Annotated in this window: 17 protein-coding genes; 12 read left to right on the top strand and 5 right to left on the bottom strand. The window is 63.9% G+C overall.

The genetic code is table 11. The features are described from left to right. Nucleotides 1-70 precede the first annotated feature (70 nt). The 7 genes from VX159_RS02910 (at nt 71) to VX159_RS02880 (ending at nt 8,197) form a co-directional block, all read left to right on the top strand. Entirely contained in the window at nt 71-1,156 is a 1,086-nt protein-coding gene (locus VX159_RS02910) for a type I glyceraldehyde-3-phosphate dehydrogenase (RefSeq protein ID WP_371324493.1), read from the top strand. Continuing rightward, the gene (locus VX159_RS02905; RefSeq protein WP_371324492.1) at nt 1,153-2,337 is read left to right on the top strand and encodes a phosphoglycerate kinase; all 1,185 of its coding nucleotides are present in this window, start codon (nt 1,153-1,155) and stop codon (nt 2,335-2,337) included. Before VX159_RS02910 ends, VX159_RS02905 begins: the two co-directional genes overlap by 4 nt. A 108-nt stretch (nt 2,338-2,445) precedes the next feature. After that, a complete protein-coding gene (pyk, locus tag VX159_RS02900; protein ID WP_371324491.1) occupies nt 2,446-3,879 on the top strand; it encodes a pyruvate kinase in 1,434 nt (477 codons plus the stop codon). A gap of 46 nt (nt 3,880-3,925) precedes the next feature. Continuing rightward, on the top strand, nt 3,926-4,990 hold the full coding sequence (gene fba, locus VX159_RS02895; RefSeq protein WP_371324490.1) for a class II fructose-bisphosphate aldolase: 1,065 nt from the start codon (nt 3,926-3,928) through the stop codon (nt 4,988-4,990). Nucleotides 4,991-5,555: 565 nt separating this feature from the next. After that, the gene (locus VX159_RS02890; protein WP_371324489.1) at nt 5,556-6,869 is read left to right on the top strand and encodes a DUF3422 family protein; all 1,314 of its coding nucleotides are present in this window, start codon (nt 5,556-5,558) and stop codon (nt 6,867-6,869) included. A gap of 37 nt (nt 6,870-6,906) precedes the next feature. Beyond that, on the top strand, nt 6,907-7,839 hold the full coding sequence (locus tag VX159_RS02885; RefSeq protein WP_371324488.1) for a phosphoribosylaminoimidazolesuccinocarboxamide synthase: 933 nt from the start codon (nt 6,907-6,909) through the stop codon (nt 7,837-7,839). A gap of 22 nt (nt 7,840-7,861) precedes the next feature. Further along, the gene (locus VX159_RS02880) at nt 7,862-8,197 is read left to right on the top strand and encodes a hypothetical protein (protein WP_371324487.1); all 336 of its coding nucleotides are present in this window, start codon (nt 7,862-7,864) and stop codon (nt 8,195-8,197) included. 677 nt (nt 8,198-8,874) lie between these two features. Here the strand turns inward: VX159_RS02880 and VX159_RS02875 are convergent. Then, nucleotides 8,875-9,345, bottom strand: coding sequence for a hypothetical protein (locus VX159_RS02875; protein WP_371324486.1), 471 nt, complete (start codon nt 9,343-9,345; stop codon nt 8,875-8,877). Nucleotides 9,346-9,445: 100 nt separating this feature from the next. On the opposite strand from VX159_RS02875, the gene VX159_RS02870 reads away from it, so the two are divergent. The 3 genes from VX159_RS02870 to VX159_RS02860 all read left to right on the top strand — a co-directional run bounded on the left by VX159_RS02870 (nt 9,446) and on the right by VX159_RS02860 (nt 12,820). Continuing rightward, on the top strand, nt 9,446-10,219 hold the full coding sequence (locus tag VX159_RS02870; protein ID WP_371324485.1) for a DUF2189 domain-containing protein: 774 nt from the start codon (nt 9,446-9,448) through the stop codon (nt 10,217-10,219). Nucleotides 10,220-10,289: 70 nt separating this feature from the next. Then, nucleotides 10,290-12,347, top strand: coding sequence for a M3 family metallopeptidase (locus VX159_RS02865; RefSeq protein ID WP_371324484.1), 2,058 nt, complete (start codon nt 10,290-10,292; stop codon nt 12,345-12,347). After that, entirely contained in the window at nt 12,344-12,820 is a 477-nt protein-coding gene (locus VX159_RS02860) for a DUF4124 domain-containing protein (RefSeq protein ID WP_371324483.1), read from the top strand. The genes VX159_RS02865 and VX159_RS02860 overlap by 4 nt, the downstream gene beginning before the upstream one ends. 93 nt (nt 12,821-12,913) lie before the next feature. Here the strand turns inward: VX159_RS02860 and VX159_RS02855 are convergent, their stop codons facing one another. Genes VX159_RS02855 through VX159_RS02840 form a run of 4 tightly spaced genes read right to left on the bottom strand, consistent with a single transcriptional unit; the run spans nt 12,914 to nt 17,686 of the window. Beyond that, nucleotides 12,914-13,657: a glycine zipper domain-containing protein gene (locus VX159_RS02855; protein ID WP_371324482.1), complete on the bottom strand. Its 744-nt coding sequence runs from the start codon at nt 13,655-13,657 to the stop codon at nt 12,914-12,916. A 20-nt stretch (nt 13,658-13,677) separates the two neighbouring features. After that, on the bottom strand, nt 13,678-16,578 hold the full coding sequence (locus VX159_RS02850) for a caspase family protein (RefSeq protein WP_371324481.1): 2,901 nt from the start codon (nt 16,576-16,578) through the stop codon (nt 13,678-13,680). A gap of 23 nt (nt 16,579-16,601) precedes the next feature. Continuing rightward, on the bottom strand, nt 16,602-17,219 hold the full coding sequence (locus VX159_RS02845) for an OmpA family protein (protein WP_371324480.1): 618 nt from the start codon (nt 17,217-17,219) through the stop codon (nt 16,602-16,604). Then, nucleotides 17,216-17,686 (bottom strand): FecR domain-containing protein, encoded by a 471-nt coding sequence (locus VX159_RS02840; RefSeq protein WP_371324479.1) that lies wholly within the window; start codon nt 17,684-17,686, stop codon nt 17,216-17,218. Before VX159_RS02840 ends, VX159_RS02845 begins: the two co-directional genes overlap by 4 nt. A gap of 112 nt (nt 17,687-17,798) precedes the next feature. Between VX159_RS02840 and xth the strand changes: the two genes are divergently transcribed. Together xth and VX159_RS02830 are read left to right on the top strand one after the other, a co-directional pair. Beyond that, nucleotides 17,799-18,569 (top strand): exodeoxyribonuclease III, encoded by a 771-nt coding sequence (xth, locus tag VX159_RS02835; RefSeq protein ID WP_371324478.1) that lies wholly within the window; start codon nt 17,799-17,801, stop codon nt 18,567-18,569. Nucleotides 18,570-18,588: 19 nt separating this feature from the next. After that, nucleotides 18,589-19,257, top strand: a complete 669-nt coding sequence (locus VX159_RS02830) for a Crp/Fnr family transcriptional regulator (RefSeq protein ID WP_371324477.1) — start codon at nt 18,589-18,591, stop codon at nt 19,255-19,257. Nucleotides 19,258-19,324: the final 67 nt, after the last annotated feature.

The following is a 19,324-nucleotide window of genomic DNA, read 5'->3' as shown; positions in this document are numbered from 1 at the left end:
GGGCAGTCCGGGCGCCTCGCGGTAGAATGCCGGACTGTTTTCTCTCCTGCCTGTCCAGCGAGACCGACCCGTGCCGAATTTGCCCCCCATCCCAGCCCCACGCCTGGCCATCAACGGCTATGGCCGCATCGGGCGTTGCTTTTTGCGGGCATTGCACGAAACCGCCACCCACCGGCCGCTGCAGGTGGTTGCCATCAACGAGCCGGCCAATCTGGAAAGCATGGCCTACCTGACCCGCTACGATTCGACACATGGGCGTTTCCCCGCCAGTGTCGAAGTCATCGACGGGCAGTTGCAGATAGCCGGCCACCATCTCCGGATCAGCCATGGCCGCCGCCCGGAGGAAGTGGACTGGTCGGGCATCGACCTCGTCGTCGAGTGCTCCGGCATTTACGGTCGACGCCCCGAACTCGAACGTTTTACCGCTGCCGGCTGCCCGCGCCTGCTCCTTTCGCATCCCGGCGCCAGTGCCGACGACATCGACGCCACGATCATTGCCGGCTTCAACCAGCACGCTCTGGACGGCAGTGAAACCCTGGTCTCCGCCGCCTCGTGCACGACCAGTGCGATTGTCCCGATCCTCGACCTGCTCGACCGCGAAATCGGCATCGAACAGGCGCTGCTCAGCACCTTGCACTCGGTGATGAACGACCAGCCGCTGATCGACGGCTACCACCATGACGACCTGCGCCGCACCCGCTCGGCGATGCAGTCGATCATTCCGGTATCGACCGGGCTGGCGCGCGGCGTCGAGCGCTTCCTGCCGCAACTCGCCGGCCGCGTCCAGGCCAAGGCGATCCGCGTGCCGACCACCAACGTCTCGGCCATCGATCTGACTCTGATCACCGCCCGCCCGGTCAACGCCGCCGCCGTCAATGACCTGCTGGCCAGCGCCAGCCACGGCCCGCTGAAACGGCTGGTCGCCTACTCCGAGGCCGCGCACGCCTCGATCGATTTCAACCACGACCCCCATTCGGCGATTGTCGATGGCAGCCAGACCCGGACCTCGGGCCAACACCTGCTCAATCTGTTCGTCTGGTTCGACAACGAATGGGGATTCGCCAACCGGATGCTGGAACTGGCCGACCACTGGTCGCAGCTCTGGCTCGGCACTCAAGCTAACAACACCGATCAACCGCACAGGAGTTTTCCATGAACGTCATCAAACTGACCGACCTCGACGTCGCCGGCAAGCGCGTCTTCATCCGCGCCGACCTCAACGTGCCGCAGGACGAAGCCGGCAATATCACCGAAGACACCCGTATCCGCGCCTCGCTGGCCTCGATCAAGTACTGCCTGGAAAAGGGCGCGGCAGTGATGGTCACCTCCCACCTCGGCCGCCCGACCGAAGGCGAACTGCGCCACGAAGACACCCTGATGCCGGTCGCCGTCCGTCTTGGCCAGTTGCTGCACGTGCCGGTCCGCCTGATCCAGGACTGGGTCGACGGCGGTTTTGAAGTCAAACCGGGCGAAGTCGTGCTGCTCGAAAACTGCCGGGTGAACAAGGGCGAGAAGAAAAACAACGAAGAACTGGCGCAGAAGATGGCCAAGCTCTGCGACATCTACGTCAACGATGCTTTCGGTACCGCCCACCGCGCCGAAGCCACCACCCACGGCGTTGCCAAGTTCGCGCCGGTCGCCTGCGCCGGGATCCTGATGGGCGCCGAGATCGACGCGCTGGGCAAAGCCCTGCACGAACCCAAGCGGCCGCTGGTCGCCATCGTCGGCGGCTCCAAGGTCTCGTCCAAGCTGACCATCCTCAAGTCGCTGGCCGACAAGGTTGATCAACTGATCGTCGGCGGCGGCATCGCCAACACCTTCCTGCTCGCCTCCGGCAAGCGGATTGGCGACTCGCTGGCCGAACCCGATCTGGTCAAGGAAGCGCACGCGATCATGGACATGATGAAGGAACGCGGCGCCGAAGTGCCGCTGCCGACCGACGTCGTCGTCGCCGACGAAGTCTCGGCCCTGGCCCGCGCCAACAAGATCTCGGTCGACGACGTTGCCGCCCACGACCGCATTCTCGACGTTGGCCCGAAGAGCGCTGCCCGCCTCGCCGAAATCATCGCCAACGCCGGCACCGTGGTCTGGAACGGCCCGGTCGGCGTCTTCGAGCTGCCGCAGTTCTCCGGCGGCACCAAGATGCTGGCCTCGGCCATCGCCCACTCCGAAGCCTTCTCCATCGCCGGCGGCGGCGACACCCTGGCTGCCATCGCCAAGTTCCACATCGCCGACGACATCGGCTACATCTCCACCGGCGGCGGCGCCTTCCTCGAATTCCTCGAAGGCAAGGTCCTGCCGGCGATTGCCGTGCTCGAAGAGCGCGCCAAGGGCTGAGTTGCAGCCTATTTCCGGCCCTGATTTTCGGCCTTTCCGATGGTTGACCGTAAAAATCACGGTCAACCATCCACAACAGCAAAAAACAAACAGACACAGGGAGTAGACATGAGCCGCCACACCAAGATCGTAGCCACCCTCGGCCCCGCTTCGTCGTCGCCGGAAGTTCTCGAACGCCTGGTCGATGCCGGCATCGACGTGGTGCGCATGAATTTCTCCCACGGCACCGCTGCCGACCACAAGGCGCGGGCCGAAGGCATTCGCGCAGCAGCGGCCAAACGCGGCCGCACCGTCGGCATCCTCGGCGACCTGCAAGGGCCGAAGATCCGTGTCGGCAAGTTCGAGGAAGGCAAGATCACGCTCGCCATCGACGACAAATTCATCCTCGATGCGGCCTGCGCACTGGGCAATCAGGAGCGTGTCGGCCTCGACTACAAGGACCTGCCCAAGGACGTCAGCTTCGGCGACATCCTGCTGCTCGACGACGGCCGGCTGAAGCTGGAAGTGCTCGGCGTGCGCGGCCAGGAAATCCACACCCGCGTCCTGGTCGGCGGCGACCTCTCCAACAACAAGGGGATCAATCGCCAGGGCGGCGGCCTGACTGCGCCGGCGCTGACCGCCAAGGACATGGACGACATCAAGACCGCTGCCGAGATCGGTGTCGATTTCGTTGCCGTCTCCTTCCCCAAGAGCGCCGCCGACATGTACATGGCCCGTCAGCTGCTGCGCGCCGCCGGTAGCCAGGCGGTGCTGATCGCCAAGATCGAGCGCGTCGAAGCGGTCGAAAACCTCGAAGAAATCCTCGACTCCTCCGACGGGATCATGGTCGCCCGTGGCGACCTCGCGGTCGAAGTCGGCGACGCCTCGGTCCCGGCCTTGCAGAAGAAGATGATCCGCATGGCGCGCGACCGCAACAAGCTGACCATCACCGCGACGCAGATGATGGAATCGATGATCCACTCGCCGGTGCCGACCCGCGCGGAAGTCTCCGACGTGGCCAACGCCGTGCTCGACGGCACCGACGCGGTGATGCTCTCGGCCGAAACCGCCAGCGGCAAGTACCCGGTCGACACCGTCGAATCGATGGCGCGAATCTGTATCGAAGCCGAACGCTCGCATGAAGTGACGCTTGACCGCGAATTCCTCGACCGGGTGTTCACCCGCATCGACCAGTCGATTGCGATGGCTGCGATCTGGACCGCGCACCATCTCAAGGTCAAGGCCATCGCGGCACTGACCCAGTCGGGCTCGACCGCGCTGTGGATGAGCCGTCTCAACTGCGGCGTGCCGATCTACGCGCTGACCCCGGACGCCGAATCGGTCGCCCGCATGGCGCTCTACCGCGAGGTTTATCCGCTGCTGATGACGCAGCAGCATACCGACCGCGACCGCCTGCTGGCCGAAGCCGAAGCCCTGCTCATCGAACGCGGCGTGGTGGAACATGGCGACCTGATCGTGCTCACCATCGGCGAACCGATCGGCACCGTCGGCGGCACCAATACGCTGAAGATCGTCCGCGTCGGCGAGCACCAGCTGGACTAAGCTAAAATAACGAATTAACCGAATACGAACTGAACAGGAGTCTCCCATGCCGCTCGTCTCGATGCGCCAACTGCTCGACCATGCCGCCGAATACGGCTACGGTCTGCCGGCTTTCAACGTCAACAACATGGAACAGGTCTGGGCGATCATGGAAGCGGCCAACCAGGTCGACGCGCCGGTGATCATGCAGGCCTCGGCCGGCGCCCGCAAATACGCCGGCGAGCCCTTCCTCCGCCATCAGATCCTGGCCGCACTCGAAGCCTACCCGCACATTCCCATCGTGATGCACCAGGACCACGGCCAAAACCCGGCGGTGTGCATGGCCGCGATCAAGTCCGGCTTCTCGTCGGTGATGATGGACGGTTCGCTGATGGGCGACGGCAAGACCGTTGCCAGCTATGAATACAACGTCGAAGTGACGCGCAAGGTGGTCGAGTTCTCGCACGCCATCGGCGTGTCGGTCGAAGGCGAACTGGGCGTGCTCGGCTCGCTCGAAACCATGAAGGCTGACAAGGAAGACGGCCACGGCGCCGAAGGCCACATGACCCGCGAAGACCTGCTCACCGACGTCGAGCAGGCGGCCGACTTCGTCAAGCAGACCAACTGCGACGCGCTGGCCATCGCCATCGGCACCAGCCACGGCGCCTACAAGTTCACCAAGAAGCCGACCGGCGACATCCTCGCCATTGACCGCATCGCCGAAATCCACGCCCGCATCCCCAACACCCACCTGGTGATGCACGGCTCCTCCTCCGTGCCGCAGGAACTGCTCGCCGAAATCCGCGAATTCGGCGGCGACATGAAGGAAACCTACGGCGTGCCGGTCGAGGAAATCGTCAAGGGCATCGCCCATGGCGTGCGCAAGGTCAATATCGATACCGACATCCGCCTCGCCATGACCGGCGCCATCCGCCGCTACCTGGCCGAGCACCCGGACAAGTTCGACCCGCGCGACTTCCTCAAGCCGGCCCGCGAAGCCGCCAAGAAGATTTGCGTCGCCCGCTTCGAAGCCTTCGGCGCCGCCGGCAACGCCAGCAAGATCAAGGCCCTGTCGCTGGACAAGATGGCCGAACGCTACGCCAAGGGCGAGCTGAACCAGATCGTCAAATAAGCCGGTCGGGTCGCGGTCGCTCAAAGCGGCCGCTCAAATCCGCCGTTTTTCGGCGTCGACCGTAAAAATGCCGCTCCCGTCACGGTGAGCGGCATTTTTTGTTTGCGGTAGCCAATTCGACGCTTGCAGCAATCTCACCTGTACCGGTTGGCGCCAAATCGACTGCTGGCGGGCGGTTTCCACGGTCGACCAGCCCACAAGGCAAAAAGCCCCGCCACTGTTGCCAGCGCGGGGCTTTTACCTGCGGCGGCCGGAGCGACCGGCACGGCAAGTCGGTACGGCAGCGACTTAGTGGTAAGCCTTGCGCGAAGCCAGCTTGATCGCCATGGTCACAGCCAGCACCAGGATCAGGCCGGTGAAGACCATGCCGAGGGAGGACAGTTCGTCCATGTTTTTCTCCGTTGAGTTTATTGTTGGGGGCGCATTCGGCAACTGTGCCGCTGAAAAGTTCCCGTCACATTGGCTGGCGCAATCCAGCGCTTCGGCTACAATCTGCTGCAGCGCAACATAAAAAACCACAGCGCCCTGCAGCCCGCCTCCCTCCACCCACACCACCCGCCACGCCATGCACCCGCGCCTGCTCCTCGCCGATCTGGAAGAACACCCCCTGCGTCAACGCTTGAACAACGAGTTCCACGCCCGTCCGCCGATTCCGCTGCTCGGCGCGATGCTGGTCTCGCACCTGGTGTTCAAGCACAGCGCGACCGTCGCCCAGGCCGAGAAGGAAAATCTCTCCAAGCTCTGCCAGGGCCATGTGTGCACCGCCATCGACAGTTCGGATTCGCACGTGCTGATCGAAACCGGCGCCTTCCGCATGCGCTGGGAACTGCATACCGAGTTTTCCAGCTACACCTTCTTCCAGCCACTGATGCCGGGGCAGGAACTTGACCCGGAAGCCACCGCCTTCGACGCGGTCAACCCGGAATGGCTGAAGGGCATTCCCGGCAAGCTGATCGTCGCCACCCACGTTGAAATGCGCGCGGCCGACGAACTGCCGCCCGACAGCGTGCTCGCCGGGCTCAGCCCGGATGGGCGGACCATGGTCGCCTCGCGGGTGGCCGACAACACGGCGTGGATTTTTACCGACTTCAAGATCAACAACGGCTTCTCGCGCTTTCTGGTGATCAACGAAGGCATGACCCAGCGCCAGGCCGGGCGCACCGTGCAGCGCCTGGTCGAGATCGAAACCTACCGGATGATGGCGCTGCTCGGCCTGCCGGTGGCCAAGGAAGTCAGCAAGTGGCTGTACACCGGCGAAAAGGAACTCGCCGCGCTGATGGACCGGATCGGCCTGGCCAAGGGCGGCGACGACGAGCGCGACATCCTCGCCAACATGTCGCGCCTGGCCGCCGAAGTCGAGCATTCGGTGGCGCGCACCACCTTCCGTTTCGGCGCCGCCCGCGCCTACCACGGGCTGGTCATGCAGCGCATTGAAGAACTGCGCGAACAACGGATTTCCGGCCTGCCGACCTTTGCCGAATTCATGCAACGCCGCCTGCTGCCGGCAATGAACACCTGCGAGGCAATCAGCCGCCGCCAGGAAGAACTCTCCGCCCGCGTCGCGCGCAACTCGCAACTCTTGCGCACCCGCGTCGATATCGAACTGGAGCGCCAGAACCAGGAACTGCTCGGCCAGATGAACCGCCGCGCCAAGCTGCAGCTGCACCTGCAGGAAGCGGTCGAAGGCCTGTCGGTGGTCGTGCTCACCTACTACGGCTCGCAGCTGGTGCAATACCTGGCCAAGGGCACCAAGGATCTGCACCACCTCAACACCGACCTGATCACCGCCGCGTCGATCCCGCTGATCGCCGGGCTGGTCGCCTGGGGCACCCGCCGCATGCGCAAAAAGCTCGCCGCCGAAGACGCGGGCGCACACTGATTTATAATTTCGCTTTTGCCTTTTCGGGACCACGACCGTGACCGCTCCGCTCTTCGAATCCACCATCACCAGCCTGCCGCTCCTTTCCAAAGGCAAGGTCCGCGACATCTACGCCGTTGACGCCGACAAGCTGCTGATCGTCACCACCGACCGCCTGTCCGCCTTCGACGTGATCCTGCCGAACCCGATCCCGCGCAAGGGCGAAGTGCTGCAAGCCGTCGCCAACTTCTGGTTCGAAAAGCTCGGCCACATCGTCCCCAACCAGCTGACCGGCGTCGATCCCGAATCGGTGGTTGCCGAGAACGAACGCGAACAGGTGCGCGGTCGCGCCGTCGTCGTCAAGCGCCTCAAGCCGCTGCCGATTGAGGCCGTGGTCCGCGGCTACGTGATCGGCTCGGGCTGGAAGGACTACCAGGAAACCGGCGCCATCTGCGGCATCGCCCTGCCCGCCGGCCTCAAGATGGCGGCCAAGCTGCCGGCCCCGATCTTCACCCCGGCGACCAAGGCCGCCGTCGGCGACCACGACGAAAACGTCTCCTTCGCCGTCGCCCAGGCCAACTGCGCCGCCGAACTCGCCGAGGCGCTGGCCGGCACCGGCAAGAACGGCGCCCAGCTCGCCGACGAAGCCCGCATCGCCGCCCTGCGCCTCTACGAAGAAGCCTCGGTCTACGCCAAGGGGCGCGGCATCCTGATCGCCGACACCAAGTTCGAATTCGGCATCGACGGCGCCGGCACCCTGCACCTGATCGACGAAGCCCTGACCCCCGACTCATCGCGCTTCTGGCCCGCCGACCAGTACGAAGAAGGCAAGAACCCGCCCTCCTACGACAAGCAATACGTCCGCGACTACCTGGAAACCCTGGACTGGGGCAAAGTCGCCCCCGGCCCCCAACTCCCCGCCGAAGTCATCGCCCGCACCAGCGCCAAGTACATCGAGGCGTATGAAAAGCTGACCGGCAAGACGCTGTAAGCGACTAACGCTGCAATGAAAAATGCCCGCTTGCTGCGGGCGTTTTTCATTCTGGGGGCGAGCCGACGGTTTGCGCTGGTGGCCTCCTCAGGTTGTCGACCATGGTCAACCGGAAAAAACGCCCTTTTTTGCGGTCGACCGTGATTTCGAGGCATTTTTCCTTGCCCTGATAGGTTGGGGCGACAAATCAACCGGACCTCTTTTCTCGCTTTTTCTCGTTGAATCTGCGGGCTCTCGGGCGACCTGCCATGCGGCGGCAGAAAGCTTGGCGGCCTGGCAGGCGCTGGCTTCCGCCGTTGACCGGCGGGCCTACTTTCTTTTGCTTCGCCAAAAGAAAGTAGCCAAAGGCTATTGCTAGCGCAGCTAAAAGGCGCCCCAGGCTACGCGGTCGGCTGCGCCGACTCCCCTGCGCTACTCGTCGAGCCGGGCACCCCAAGAGTACTTCCTCGCGATGCGTAGCATCGCTCAGGGCGCGGCTGCGGAACTCGGCCCTACGGGCCTCAAACAGTCCTCGCCGAAATCCCCCGGCCCGCCTGCGTTGCTCGGCGCCCCACATGGGACCCAGAGGCGTCGCGGCGGAAAGGTTGGAGCAAAAAATGCAGCTGATTGGTTTTTACGGTCGACCGGGAAAAGCATCATTTTTTCCCGTCGACCGTAACTTCGAGACGTTTTTCCCCCGGCCCTCTGCGGCGTCGAGCAGCGCAGGACGGGCGGGGGATTTCGGTTCGCATTGTTTGAGCCGCAGGCGAGTTCATGCGAACCGCCCGACCGTCCGAGCAGCGCAGAGCACCCGGCAAAGCCGGGCGCCGCAGCGGGCGTACTTTTCTTGGCAAGACAAGAAAAGTACGCCCGCGCGTCAGGCGCGGAAACCAGCATTTCCCGCTGCAAAACACCAAACCCACCGGCCCAACCCCTACGCCACGGTCAACCGCAAAAAACCGTAATTTTCACGGCATTTTCCCTTGCCCTGCTAGGTTGGGTCGAAAAATCAACCTAACCCCTTTTCTCGAGCAACCCCAAGCCGATATTGATGGCTTATTGAAAAGTTATGTACTTGACTGCAACCCCGCGCTGGTCGCTTTCCGAACGGAAGATGCGTGCAAATTGGTGATACTGCAGTTCAAGCCGCTCATCTGAAAGCCAAGTTAGTTTTACTTCTGGCCCTCGGGTAAGACCGGCCGGGGCTCGACCATGGTCCCTGTCAGCCACAAAAAAGCTTTTGGGAAGAGATTTTGGTTCTGATGTATCAAAACCACCATCTACGATAACGACTTGCGAGTTGAAATCTGTGGCGGCACCGCAATCAATTTGAAACAGCACCGCTTTGTATTTCCCGCTGGGTGACTGAACTTGGTCAAAGACAGTGTTTGCGCACATGTCAGAAAACAAATATTCCATGATGGCAATACAACCGCCGAAACTCAAAACCACGGCAGCACCTAACCAGAGCAATATTTTTTTCCACGTTCCCATCGGAATTATGCACCCAAGAAAAGAGTAAATCATATCGCATATCCACAGGCCACTTCTGGCCAATTGCCCCCCCCACTGAACCCCTCCCCCTCTCCCCGGTCCAACCCCTACCACCCCGACCGAGGAGACCGCCATGCATCCCCGTTTCGACTTGCCTGCCCACGGGCTACCGTTGCCGGTGATCCGGCAAATCCCCATTAGCCAGCCGCTGGTCTGGCTAAAGAAGGGCTGGGAGGATGTGCGGGCGAATCCGCTGCCGTCGCTGGCTTACGGGCTGTTGTTCGCGCTCGGTGGCGACCTGATCATTCTCGCCTTGCTCAATCATCCGCACCTGCTGTCGGTGGCGGTTTCCGGCTTTTTTCTGGTCGCGCCGCTGCTGGCGGCCGGGCTGTATGAATTGAGCCGTAGCCGGGCGCTGGGCGAGAAGCTGCTGTTCATCGACTCCTTGCGCTGCTTCAGCCGCAACGGCCAGTCGCTGGCTTTTTTCGGGCTGATCGTGAGCTTGCTGGTGCTGTTCTGGGAGCGGGTGTCGGCGGTGGCCTTTGCGCTGGTCGCAATTGATACCCCGGGGCAGGCCAGCGCCTACCTCAGCGACATTCTGCTCAGCGGCGAGCACCTGGCGTTCACGCTGGCCTGGCTGGCGGCGGGCGGGATGCTGGCACTGTTCGTCTTTGCGCTGAGCGTGGTCGCGGTACCAATGATCCTCGACCACGACACCGATGTGGCGACGGCGATGCTGACCAGCCTGCGGGTGTGCACCCATAACGCCGGGCCTCTGGCGCTGTGGGCCTTCCTGCTGGTCGACCTGACGCTGTTCGGCTTTGCCACGCTGCTGTTCGGGCTGGTACTGATCATGCCGATTCTCGGCCATGCCTCATGGCATGCCTATCGCGACCTAGTAGAATAAGCCGCTATTCCTCACCCCACGCAACACGCTGCGGGCGGCGGTGACCGCCCGTTTTCATTGCTTCGAGACCATGACTCAAAACCACAATCCGCTGCTCGATTTTTCCGACCTGCCCCGCTTTGACCTGATCCAGCCGGCGCACGTCAAACCGGCCATTGCCCAACTGCTGGCCGACGGCCGGGCGCTGATCGAACGCCTGACCGGCGACGCCACGCCGGCCACCTGGGCCGACTTTGCCGCGCCGCTGTCCGATGGGCTGGAAGGCCTGGGCCGCGCCTGGGGCGTGGTCGGCCACCTGCATTCGGTCAATGACATTCCCGCCTGGCGCGAGGCTTACAACGAGATGCTGCCGGAGATTTCGCGCTTTTACAGCGAACTCGGGCAGAACCTGGCCTTGTTCGACAAATACCGGGCGCTGCGCAAAAACGCCGATTTTGCCGCGTTGACCGTGGCACAGCAGAAAATCGTCAATAACGAGATCCGCGACTTCCGCCTCTCCGGCGCCGAACTGCCGGAAGAACAGAAGCCGCGCTTCCAGGCGATCATGGAAGAGTTGTCGCAGTTGTCGGCCAAGTTCTCGGAAAACCTGCTCGACGCGACCAACGCCCACGCCGAGATCGTCAGCGACGAGGCCGAACTCGCCGGCCTGCCCGATTACGCCAAGGACGCCGCGCGCGAAGTGGCCGAGAAGGCTGAAGTCGAAGGCTGGAAATTCACCCTGCACGCGCCCTCCTACGGCCCGGTGCTGCAATACGCCGACAACCGCGATCTGCGCGCCCGCATGTACCGCGCCTACGCCACCCGCGCCGCCGAATTCAGCGACGGCAGTTCCAAGCCGGAATGGGATAACACGCCGGTGATGCGCCGCCTGCTCGAACTGCGCCAGGAAGAGGCGCAGATGCTCGGTTTTGCCAATTACGCCGAAGTCTCGCTGCAGCCCAAGATGGCCGACACCCCGGCGCAGGTGCTCGCCTTTTTGCGCGACATGGCGAAGAAGGCCAAGCCCTTCGCCGAGAAAGACATGGCCGAACTGCTGGCCTTTGCCCGCGACGAACTCGGCATCGCCGACTTCCAGCCCTGGGACGCCGCCTATGTCTCGGAAAAACTGCTGCAGGCGCGCTACGCCTTCTCCGAGCAGGAGGTGAAGCAGTATTTCACCGAACCCAAGGTGATCGCCGGGCTGTTCCAGGTGATCGAAAGCCTGTTCGGGGTCAAGGTCAAGGCCGATACCGCGCCGGTATGGCACGAGGATGTCCGTTTCTACCGGCTGGAAACCCCGGCCGGCGAGCTGGTCGGCCAGTTTTACGTCGACCTCTACGCCCGCGAGACCAAGCGCGGCGGCGCCTGGATGGATGAAGCGCGTTCGCGCAAGCGCACTGCCGATGGCATCCAGAAGCCGATTGCCTACCTCAACTGCAATTTCGCCCGCCCGGTCGGCGGCAAACCCGCCACCTTCACCCACGACGAAGTGATCACCCTCTTCCACGAAGCCGGCCACGGCCTGCACCACCTGCTGGCGCGCGGTGAGGAGTCGGGCGTTTCCGGCATCCACGGCGTCGAATGGGACGCGGTCGAACTGCCGTCGCAGTTCATGGAAAACTACTGCTGGGAATGGGAAGTGCTGCAGGGGATGACCGCCCATGCCGATAGCGGCGAACCGCTGCCGCGCGCGCTCTACGACAAGATGCTGGCGGCCAAGAACTTCCAGAGCGGGATGATGACCGTGCGTCAGCTGGAGTTTTCGCTGTTCGACATGCTGCTGCACAGCGAATTTGACCCGCAGGGCGAGTCGACCGTGATCGACCTGCTCAACACCGTCCGTGCCGAGGTGGCCGTGCTGCTGCCGCCGCCCTGGCAGCGTTTCCCGCACAGCTTCTCGCACATTTTCGGCGGCGGCTACGCGGCCGGCTATTACAGCTACAAGTGGGCGGAAGTGCTGTCGGCCGACTGCTACGCGGCCTTCGAGGAGGCTGGCAACCCGTTCGACCCGGAGGTCGGCCGGCGCTTCCTCGACGAAATCCTGTCGCGCGGTGGCGAGCGCCCGGCGCTGGAAAATTTCCGCGCCTTCCGTGGCCGCGAGCCGAGCCCGGACGCACTGCTGCGCCACAGCGGCATGGCCCTCGCATGAATGCCGCCCGCTGGCTCGGCCTGGCCCTGCTCTGCCTCGCCGGCAGCGTTGCGGCGCAGAGCTACCGCTGGAACGATGGCCAGGGGCGGACGATCATTTCCGACACCCCGCCGCCGGCCAGCGTCGGCGAGGTCAGCGTGCGCGGCAAGACGGCCCCGGTGACGGCGGAACTGCCCTACGCCACCCGCCAGGCGGCGGCCAAGCATCCGGTGACGCTGTACACCGGGGCTGGCTGCCTGGAAGAATGCCGGCAGGCACGCGAACTGCTGAAGGCACGCGGCACGCCGTTCAGCGAAAAAACGGTAGCGACGCAGGAAGAGATCGATGCACTGAAAAAACTCGCCGGCGAGGCTGCCGTCCCTACCCTGCAAGTCGGCCGCCAGGTGCAGCGCGGCTTCAGCGGCGAGCTCTACCACAACCTGCTCGACGCCGCCGGCTATCCGGGGCGCCGACCACCCGCGCGAGAAGAGTAAGCACCAGCAAGGGCGAGCGCCCGCAAGAAAAAAGGCCGGAAATCCGGCCTTTTTTCATTCACCGCCCCATGCGCTGGGGCCTCTGGCGTGCGCTCAGTACAGCGCAGCGAACTGCATCTGCCCGTCAAGCACGGTGACCTTGTAGGCGCTTTCCTTGTAAGTCTTGCCGTTACTGACCAGTGCCGTCTTGACCGTGTAGTTCTTTCCTTTGGCATCAGCCGGCAGCTTGAACTTGGAGTTGGTCTGGTAACGCCCGGCGCCGTCGACGGCCGCCAGCTTTTCGGTCTTTTCCTCGACCAGCTTGTTGTTCTCGTCGTAGATCGCGTACTTCTGCTGGACTTCCGGCACCTTGTCGCCGTAGCCGACCAGGTCGGTATTGGCGGTGATCTGCACTTCCTTCTGCCCGGAGGCATCCGGGGCCGCCGTCTGCACCTTGCTTTCGAACTTGGCCGGAATCACGTCGTTCCGGGGAACGGCAGCAGCGATCTGCTGCTCTTTGGCCTTGCCCTTGGCCTGGGTCTTGACCTGTTTTTCGTACTCCGAATTCACCTGCTGGGCATCGGCAATCTTTTTCGACTCGAAATACCAGGCGATCAGGAAGCCGGCGGTGGCACCGATCACCGCCCCTGCCAGGCACCCCTGCGAGCCCTTGGCGGCAGCACCGATGGCGCAGCCGGCAGCGGCACCGATCAGGGCGCCGGTCGCCCGTTCATCGAGCCTGTAGCTGCCATCGGGGTTAGTCGCACAGGCGGAGAACAGAAACACGCTGGCCACCGCCAGCGCAACCGGTCGTTTTGCTGAATTGAACATTGCATCCCCCTTACGTTCGTGGGCCATAGCCCTTTGTTCATGAAAAATCATTTGACGACAATCGCGATCGGATCGTCGATCCCGTGATCGCTGACATACGGCCGCTGCTGGTTGTCGGTCAGATCACGCACCCGGCGGGTGATGTAGCGCTTGAGCGTGGTCGGGTAGATCAGCTTGTCGCGCGGGTCCTCAGCTTCACCACGGAGACCTTCAATCAGCGCCTTGGTAAAGGCGCCGTTGCCCCATTCGTCGGTTTCCTGCGCCAGTTCCTTGGCGGTGGCCGAAGCAAAGACGATCACGCCTTTTTCCTCATCCACCTGGTTGACCGTGCCTGCCATCTTGGCCTGGTTGGCGAGCGCCCCGGAATGACAGGTATCGAGGAAGAACATCGCCCGTCCCGGCAGGTTCTGCAGGGTATCGACGATTTCCTTGCCCGGCACCCAGTTGTCCTTGTTGCCGACGCTGCCGGAGCGATAGGGTACGTAGTAATACGAATGCTCCTGGGTCATGCCATGGCCAGCCAGGAAAACCACCCCGGCGTCCTTTTCCTTGACGTTGTCGCGCAGCCACTTCAAGCCGTCGCGGATGTTTTCCTGTGTTGCCTCTTCATCGACCAGCACCCGCACCGCCGGCTTGTCGTAGAGCTTGGGCTTGCCCGGCGGCGGCTGGGCGATCCGCGTCATCTGCCGGCGGAAATCGGAAGCATCCTTGACCGGCAGGGCCAGCGCATTGTCGCCCGGGTACTTGTTGACCGCGACGATCAGCATGTACAGCGTGTCGTACTTCTCGATGAACGGCGCCTTGCCCGGCGCGGCACTCGGACGCCGCACCTGGATGCTGACCGGCTCGGACTTGGCGTACTTGTTTTCGGCAATCAACAGGATTTCGGCATCCTTGGGTGGCACCGGCACCATCGCTTCGAAGACCGAACCTTCAGCCGAGCGGGTCGAACGCGTCTTGATGTTGCGTTCCAGCTTACCGTTCACCCGTACCTTGATTTCCTTGACCGGCGCCCCGGTCGCCGAACGCACCGCGTAACGGATCGGCACTTGCGCCTCGCCGCTCTCGATGCTGCGGTCGCTCTGCAATTCGATCACCGGCGGCAGGGCTTCGACGATCTGCGCCGCTGGCTTGGCTGGCGGCGCCTTGGCGGCCGCTTCGGCCTCGGCGTTCATCTGCGCCAGCAGCGCCAGTTCGGCCTTGAAGCTGCGTACCGCCTCGCCCTCGTCGGCCAGCTGCATGACTTTCTGGATCACGCTTGGCTGGTAGAAGCGGTCGCGGAAGCGACCGACCGAGAAGAAATCCGCCGCCTGGTTGAAGGCGCGATTGACGTGCCAGCCGACCAGATTTTCGCCCCCCATCGAGGTGTCGTAATAGCCCGCGGGGGTCCAGGCAATCCAGCGTTCGCGGTCACCATGCACGAACAGCGTCAGTTGTGGCTCGCCATCGCCGGCACGGAACCAGCGGATGCTGCCATCGCCCAGCGCCGCCACCACCCAGCGACCATCGCCGCTGACATTGACGGCCCACGCCGCGCCCGGCAAACGGCGCTCCCAGAGCTGGCCGCCGCTGGCCGCGTAGAGCCGGAGGAACCACTCGCTGCCCAAAACCAGCTTCTGACCATCGGGAAAAGCCGCTGCGCTGCGCACCACTTCGCCGGGCCGCAGCAGCAGGTTGCGGCCATTCAGAGTGACCGCCGCACTATTGCGCCAGTTGCTCAGGCCGGATGGCAACTGCGCCGGACGCAGGGTGCTGTTGCCCGGTGCCGGTCGCAACTCGCCCTTGCCGATATCGAAAGCCAGAACCTCACGGCCGCCTTGGGCCATCGGAAAATCGACCTGCTGGCCGTCGGCCGAAATCCGGAAGCTGTCGCCAGCATCGCGGAAATCGCCATTTCTCGCCTGCGACTGGAAACGCAAGGCTCCGGAGGCATCCAGCGCCAGCCAGGCCGGCTCGGCCGAGCTGGCGAGCAGGCCACCGGCGTGCGCAGCCAGCGAAGTGACGATATTGCCGAAGCTGGCTACCGGCTGCCCCGGCGCCCGCCCCCGGTCGGCAAAGGCCAGCACCGCAAAGCGGCCATCGCGGACCACATTGCCGGCAGCGTACAAGGTGCGCCCGTCGGCCGACCAGGCCACCCGCCCGAGGTTGCTGCCGCCACCGCTCTCGACCATGTGCGCCAGATCAAGGGTGGCGCTGAAAATCGCGACCCGGGCGCTATCCTGGAGGCCGACCGCCAACTGCGAACCGTCCGGCGACCAGGCCAGCGCGTAGGGCTTGCCCGGCATCTGCTTGCGCGCCAGCCGCTCCATGCCGTTCTTGCCGAAACCGTAGATGCGCAGGTAACCATCGAGCGAAGCGACGGCAAGGCGCCCGTCACGCGAAAAGGCGGCGCCATAGATCGCGTCGTTGAACTCGGGATCGGCACCGACAAAGCCGAGATTGCGGCGGAACACGCGCAGGCCTTCCTGGCGCAAGCCGATCGCCAGCAACTGGCTGTCGCCGGACCAGGCCAGCTGGGTGACCGGCGCCTCCAGCCCGGAGAGGGTACTCTTCGGCGGCAGGTTGCCGGTTGCGCGGTCAAACAGGTAGACCGCATGCGTCTTGCCGTCAAAACCGGCATTGCCGCCGACGGCAATCTGCCGGGCATCGGGCGAAAGCGCCGCCGCGTAGAGCGCGCCAACGCTTTCGCTGCCCAGCGGCGGCCGCAGCACCGCCACCGCCCGGCCGCTGCGCAGATCCCACAGGCGTGCGGTCTTGTCTTCCGACGCAGTCACCGCCCAGAGTCCGGCGGGATCGGCCGATATCCGCGCAATCGGCGACAGGTGCGCCTCGGTTTCGATCCGCAACACCGGCTCGCGCGGCAATTCCGGCGCGGCGCCCGCCGTCGCCAGATTCAGTACGGCCCACAGGCCGATCATCCAGTTCCGAACCCTCGGGCTCCTGTTCATGCTTCCCCCTCCTGCCGCCCGGCCTAGCGAACCAGCATCTCGACCCGGCGATTACGCGGCTCGGCCACCTCGTCGGCAGTCGCCACCAGCGGCTCGCGTTCGCCCCGCCCGGCAGCCTGTACGCTATCGGCCGGCAAGCCCTGCTTGAGCAGGTCGCTGCGCAGGCGCTCGGCCCGGCGCAAGGCCAGGCGGTCGTTATCCTGGAGCGAGCCGACCCGGTCGGTATGGCCGACCACGATCACATCCGGCGCCGGGCGCCGGCGAACTTCGGCCAGGACTTTTTCCATGTCCTTTTTCGACTCGGCGGTCAGTTCGTCGCGACCTTCGAGGAAATACAGCGTAAACCGTTGCGGCGCCTCGGGCCGCGCCGACATTGCCTCGGCAAAGGCGGCCTTGATTTCCTGTTCGCTGAGTTTGCCGGCCTGTGCGTTATCGGCATTGCCCTGAGCATTGGCGTAAGCACCGCTCAATTGCAACGGCTTGCCAGACTTGGGCGTGACTGTCAGCGTCCCGGCCTGACCGCCGGCATCGGGCAGCACGACATAGGTTTCGCGCGGGCCGGCGCAAGCCGCCAATCCCAACGCCAGAAACAGCGACGCGAGCGTCTTCAATTGTTTGGCAGCATGCCGATCCAACATCATTTCCCCTCCACGTTCACGGCAAAGCTGCGGGCCTGCCCCTTGAGTTCCGCCTGCGGCGTCTTGACGCGCACCGCTTCCGGCTGGGCATTCGCCAGATTGCCGGCCTCGATCGATACCGCGCCGCGCTTGACGAAGGCGTCGAAGGCGCCGAGATAGGTGGTCGAGTCGTAGGCGTAGCGCTCAAGCACGACCTCGGCATTGGGGCCGAGGGACAGGGTCGAGTTGTCGTTGAACATCAGGCCGGCCGAGCCGTTGGCCTCGGTCAGGATCACGTCGTTTTCCTTCAGCCGCACCCCGACCATGCCGGGCAGTTTCTGCCCGCCGCGTTCGAGCACCACGATACCGCGCGAAACCTTGATTTGACCGACCCACGCGGAAGCCTGGGCGAAGGCTGTTGCCGTCGCACAAAGGAGGACTGCGCCCCCAAGCCCCGCCGCCAGTCTGGAATAGCTTTTATTCAAGATCATTCCCCCTCCGGACTGCCATCTTGCATGGCTCATCAACATTACCAAGGCCAATCGGAGAAGGCAATCACTGTTGTGGCAGAATCGCCGCCTGCCTCACCTTTCCCCTCTGCTCATGAAAATCGCTACCTGGAACGTCAATTCGCTCAAAGTCCGCTTGCCCCACCTGCTCGACTGGCTGGCCACGCAACAGCCGGATGCGCTGTGCCTGCAGGAACTCAAGCTGGAAGACGCGAAATTTCCGCTGGCCGAGATCGAGGCAGCGGGTTACCGCGCAGCCTTCGCCGGGCAGAAGACCTACAACGGAGTCGCGCTGCTGGCCCGGCAGGAAATCGCCGAGGTTCAGATCAATCTACCCAACTTTCCCGACGAGCAGAAGCGGCTGATCGCCGGCACCGTCGGCGATGTCCGCGTCATCTCCGCTTACATGCCCAACGGCCAGGAAGTCGGCAGCGACAAATACGCCTACAAGCTGGAATGGCTGGCGGCGCTCGGCGACTGGCTGGCGGACGAACTGGTGCGTTACCCGAAGCTGGCACTGTGCGGCGACTACAACATTGCCCCCGACGACCGCGACGTGCACAACCCGGCCGCCTGGAACGGCAAGATTCTCTGCTCGGAACCGGAACGGGCGGCGTTCCAGCGTTTTCTCGACCTTGGCCTGAGCGACAGCTTCCGGCGCTTCGAACAACCGGAAAAAACCTTTTCATGGTGGGATTACCGGATGCTCGGTTTCCAGAAAAATCTCGGCCTGCGCATCGATCATGTGCTGCTTTCGGCGCCGCTCGCCGCCCGTTGCACGGCGGCGGGAATCGACCGCGCCCCGCGCAAGCTGGAGCGGCCGTCCGACCACGCCCCGGCCTGGGCCACCCTCAACCTCGCCTGAGTCGGCCAAGGAACGAAACATGAGCATTTCCACGGTCGACCGTGAACAACTGCAAAAACTCTATCCGGCCTTGTCCGGCCTGGCACCCGCACAACTCGATGCGGTGCTGGCGCAGGCTCGCCTGCTGCAGTTACCTGGGGGTACCGAGGTATTTGCCGAACGCCAGGCCTGCCAGGGTTTCCCGCTGCTGCTCGCTGGCAGCATCAAGGTCGTCAAGCAGGCCGGCAACGGGCGCGAAATGACGCTGTACCGGGTCAGCCCCGGCGGTTCGTGCATCATCACCTCCAGCTGCCTGCTCGGGCATGCCGCCTATAACGCACGCGGCCTGGCCGAGAGCCCGCTGACCTTGCTGGCACTGCCGGCCGAGGCATTTTCGCGGCTGCTGGTGGAACATCCGCCCTTCCGCGATTTCGTCTTCCACCTGTTCTCAGAGCGGATTGCCGAATTGATGCAACTGGTTGAGGAAGTTGCCTTTGCCCGCCTCGATCAACGTCTGGCCAAGCTGCTGCTGGCCGCGCCGCAAGATCAGCTGAACGTCACACACCAGCAACTGGCCGACGAGCTCGGCAGCGTCCGCGAAATAGTCAGCCGCCTGCTCAAGGGCTTTGCCGCACAGGGCCTGGTCGCTCTCGGCCGCGAGCAGGTCACTTTGCTCGACCGGGATGGTCTGCGCCGCCTGGCGGCGTAACCGGACAAGGCGAGAGAAACATGAGCGGCCGGTGGCCAGCTCTGTGTGACCCAAGTTACATACAATC

Origin of the sequence: Dechloromonas sp. ZY10, from assembly GCF_041378895.1 — a bacterium.
In the GTDB taxonomy this organism is placed as follows: domain Bacteria; phylum Pseudomonadota; class Gammaproteobacteria; order Burkholderiales; family Rhodocyclaceae; genus Azonexus; species Azonexus aquae.
Note: the sequence above shows the minus strand (reverse complement) of the source record. Positions and strands in the feature narration are given on the sequence as shown.

What these genes read in the sequence shown, in the direction of transcription:
- VX159_RS02905 (WP_371324492.1), top strand. Translation starts at nt 1,153, where the DNA reads ATGAACGTCATCAAACTGACCGACCTCGACGTCGCCGGCAAGCGCGTC.
- pyk (WP_371324491.1), top strand. Translation starts at nt 2,446, where the DNA reads ATGAGCCGCCACACCAAGATCGTAGCCACCCTCGGCCCCGCTTCGTCG.
- fba (WP_371324490.1), top strand. Translation starts at nt 3,926, where the DNA reads ATGCCGCTCGTCTCGATGCGCCAACTGCTCGACCATGCCGCCGAATAC.
- VX159_RS02890 (WP_371324489.1), top strand. Translation starts at nt 5,556, where the DNA reads ATGCACCCGCGCCTGCTCCTCGCCGATCTGGAAGAACACCCCCTGCGT.
- VX159_RS02880 (WP_371324487.1), top strand. Translation starts at nt 7,862, where the DNA reads ATGCCCGCTTGCTGCGGGCGTTTTTCATTCTGGGGGCGAGCCGACGGT.
- VX159_RS02875 (WP_371324486.1), bottom strand. Translation starts at nt 9,345, where the DNA reads ATGATTTACTCTTTTCTTGGGTGCATAATTCCGATGGGAACGTGGAAA.
- VX159_RS02870 (WP_371324485.1), top strand. Translation starts at nt 9,446, where the DNA reads ATGCATCCCCGTTTCGACTTGCCTGCCCACGGGCTACCGTTGCCGGTG.
- VX159_RS02865 (WP_371324484.1), top strand. Translation starts at nt 10,290, where the DNA reads ATGACTCAAAACCACAATCCGCTGCTCGATTTTTCCGACCTGCCCCGC.
- VX159_RS02860 (WP_371324483.1), top strand. Translation starts at nt 12,344, where the DNA reads ATGAATGCCGCCCGCTGGCTCGGCCTGGCCCTGCTCTGCCTCGCCGGC.
- VX159_RS02855 (WP_371324482.1), bottom strand. Translation starts at nt 13,657, where the DNA reads ATGGCCCACGAACGTAAGGGGGATGCAATGTTCAATTCAGCAAAACGA.
- VX159_RS02850 (WP_371324481.1), bottom strand. Translation starts at nt 16,578, where the DNA reads ATGAACAGGAGCCCGAGGGTTCGGAACTGGATGATCGGCCTGTGGGCC.
- VX159_RS02845 (WP_371324480.1), bottom strand. Translation starts at nt 17,219, where the DNA reads ATGATGTTGGATCGGCATGCTGCCAAACAATTGAAGACGCTCGCGTCG.
- VX159_RS02840 (WP_371324479.1), bottom strand. Translation starts at nt 17,686, where the DNA reads ATGATCTTGAATAAAAGCTATTCCAGACTGGCGGCGGGGCTTGGGGGC.
- xth (WP_371324478.1), top strand. Translation starts at nt 17,799, where the DNA reads ATGAAAATCGCTACCTGGAACGTCAATTCGCTCAAAGTCCGCTTGCCC.
- VX159_RS02830 (WP_371324477.1), top strand. Translation starts at nt 18,589, where the DNA reads ATGAGCATTTCCACGGTCGACCGTGAACAACTGCAAAAACTCTATCCG.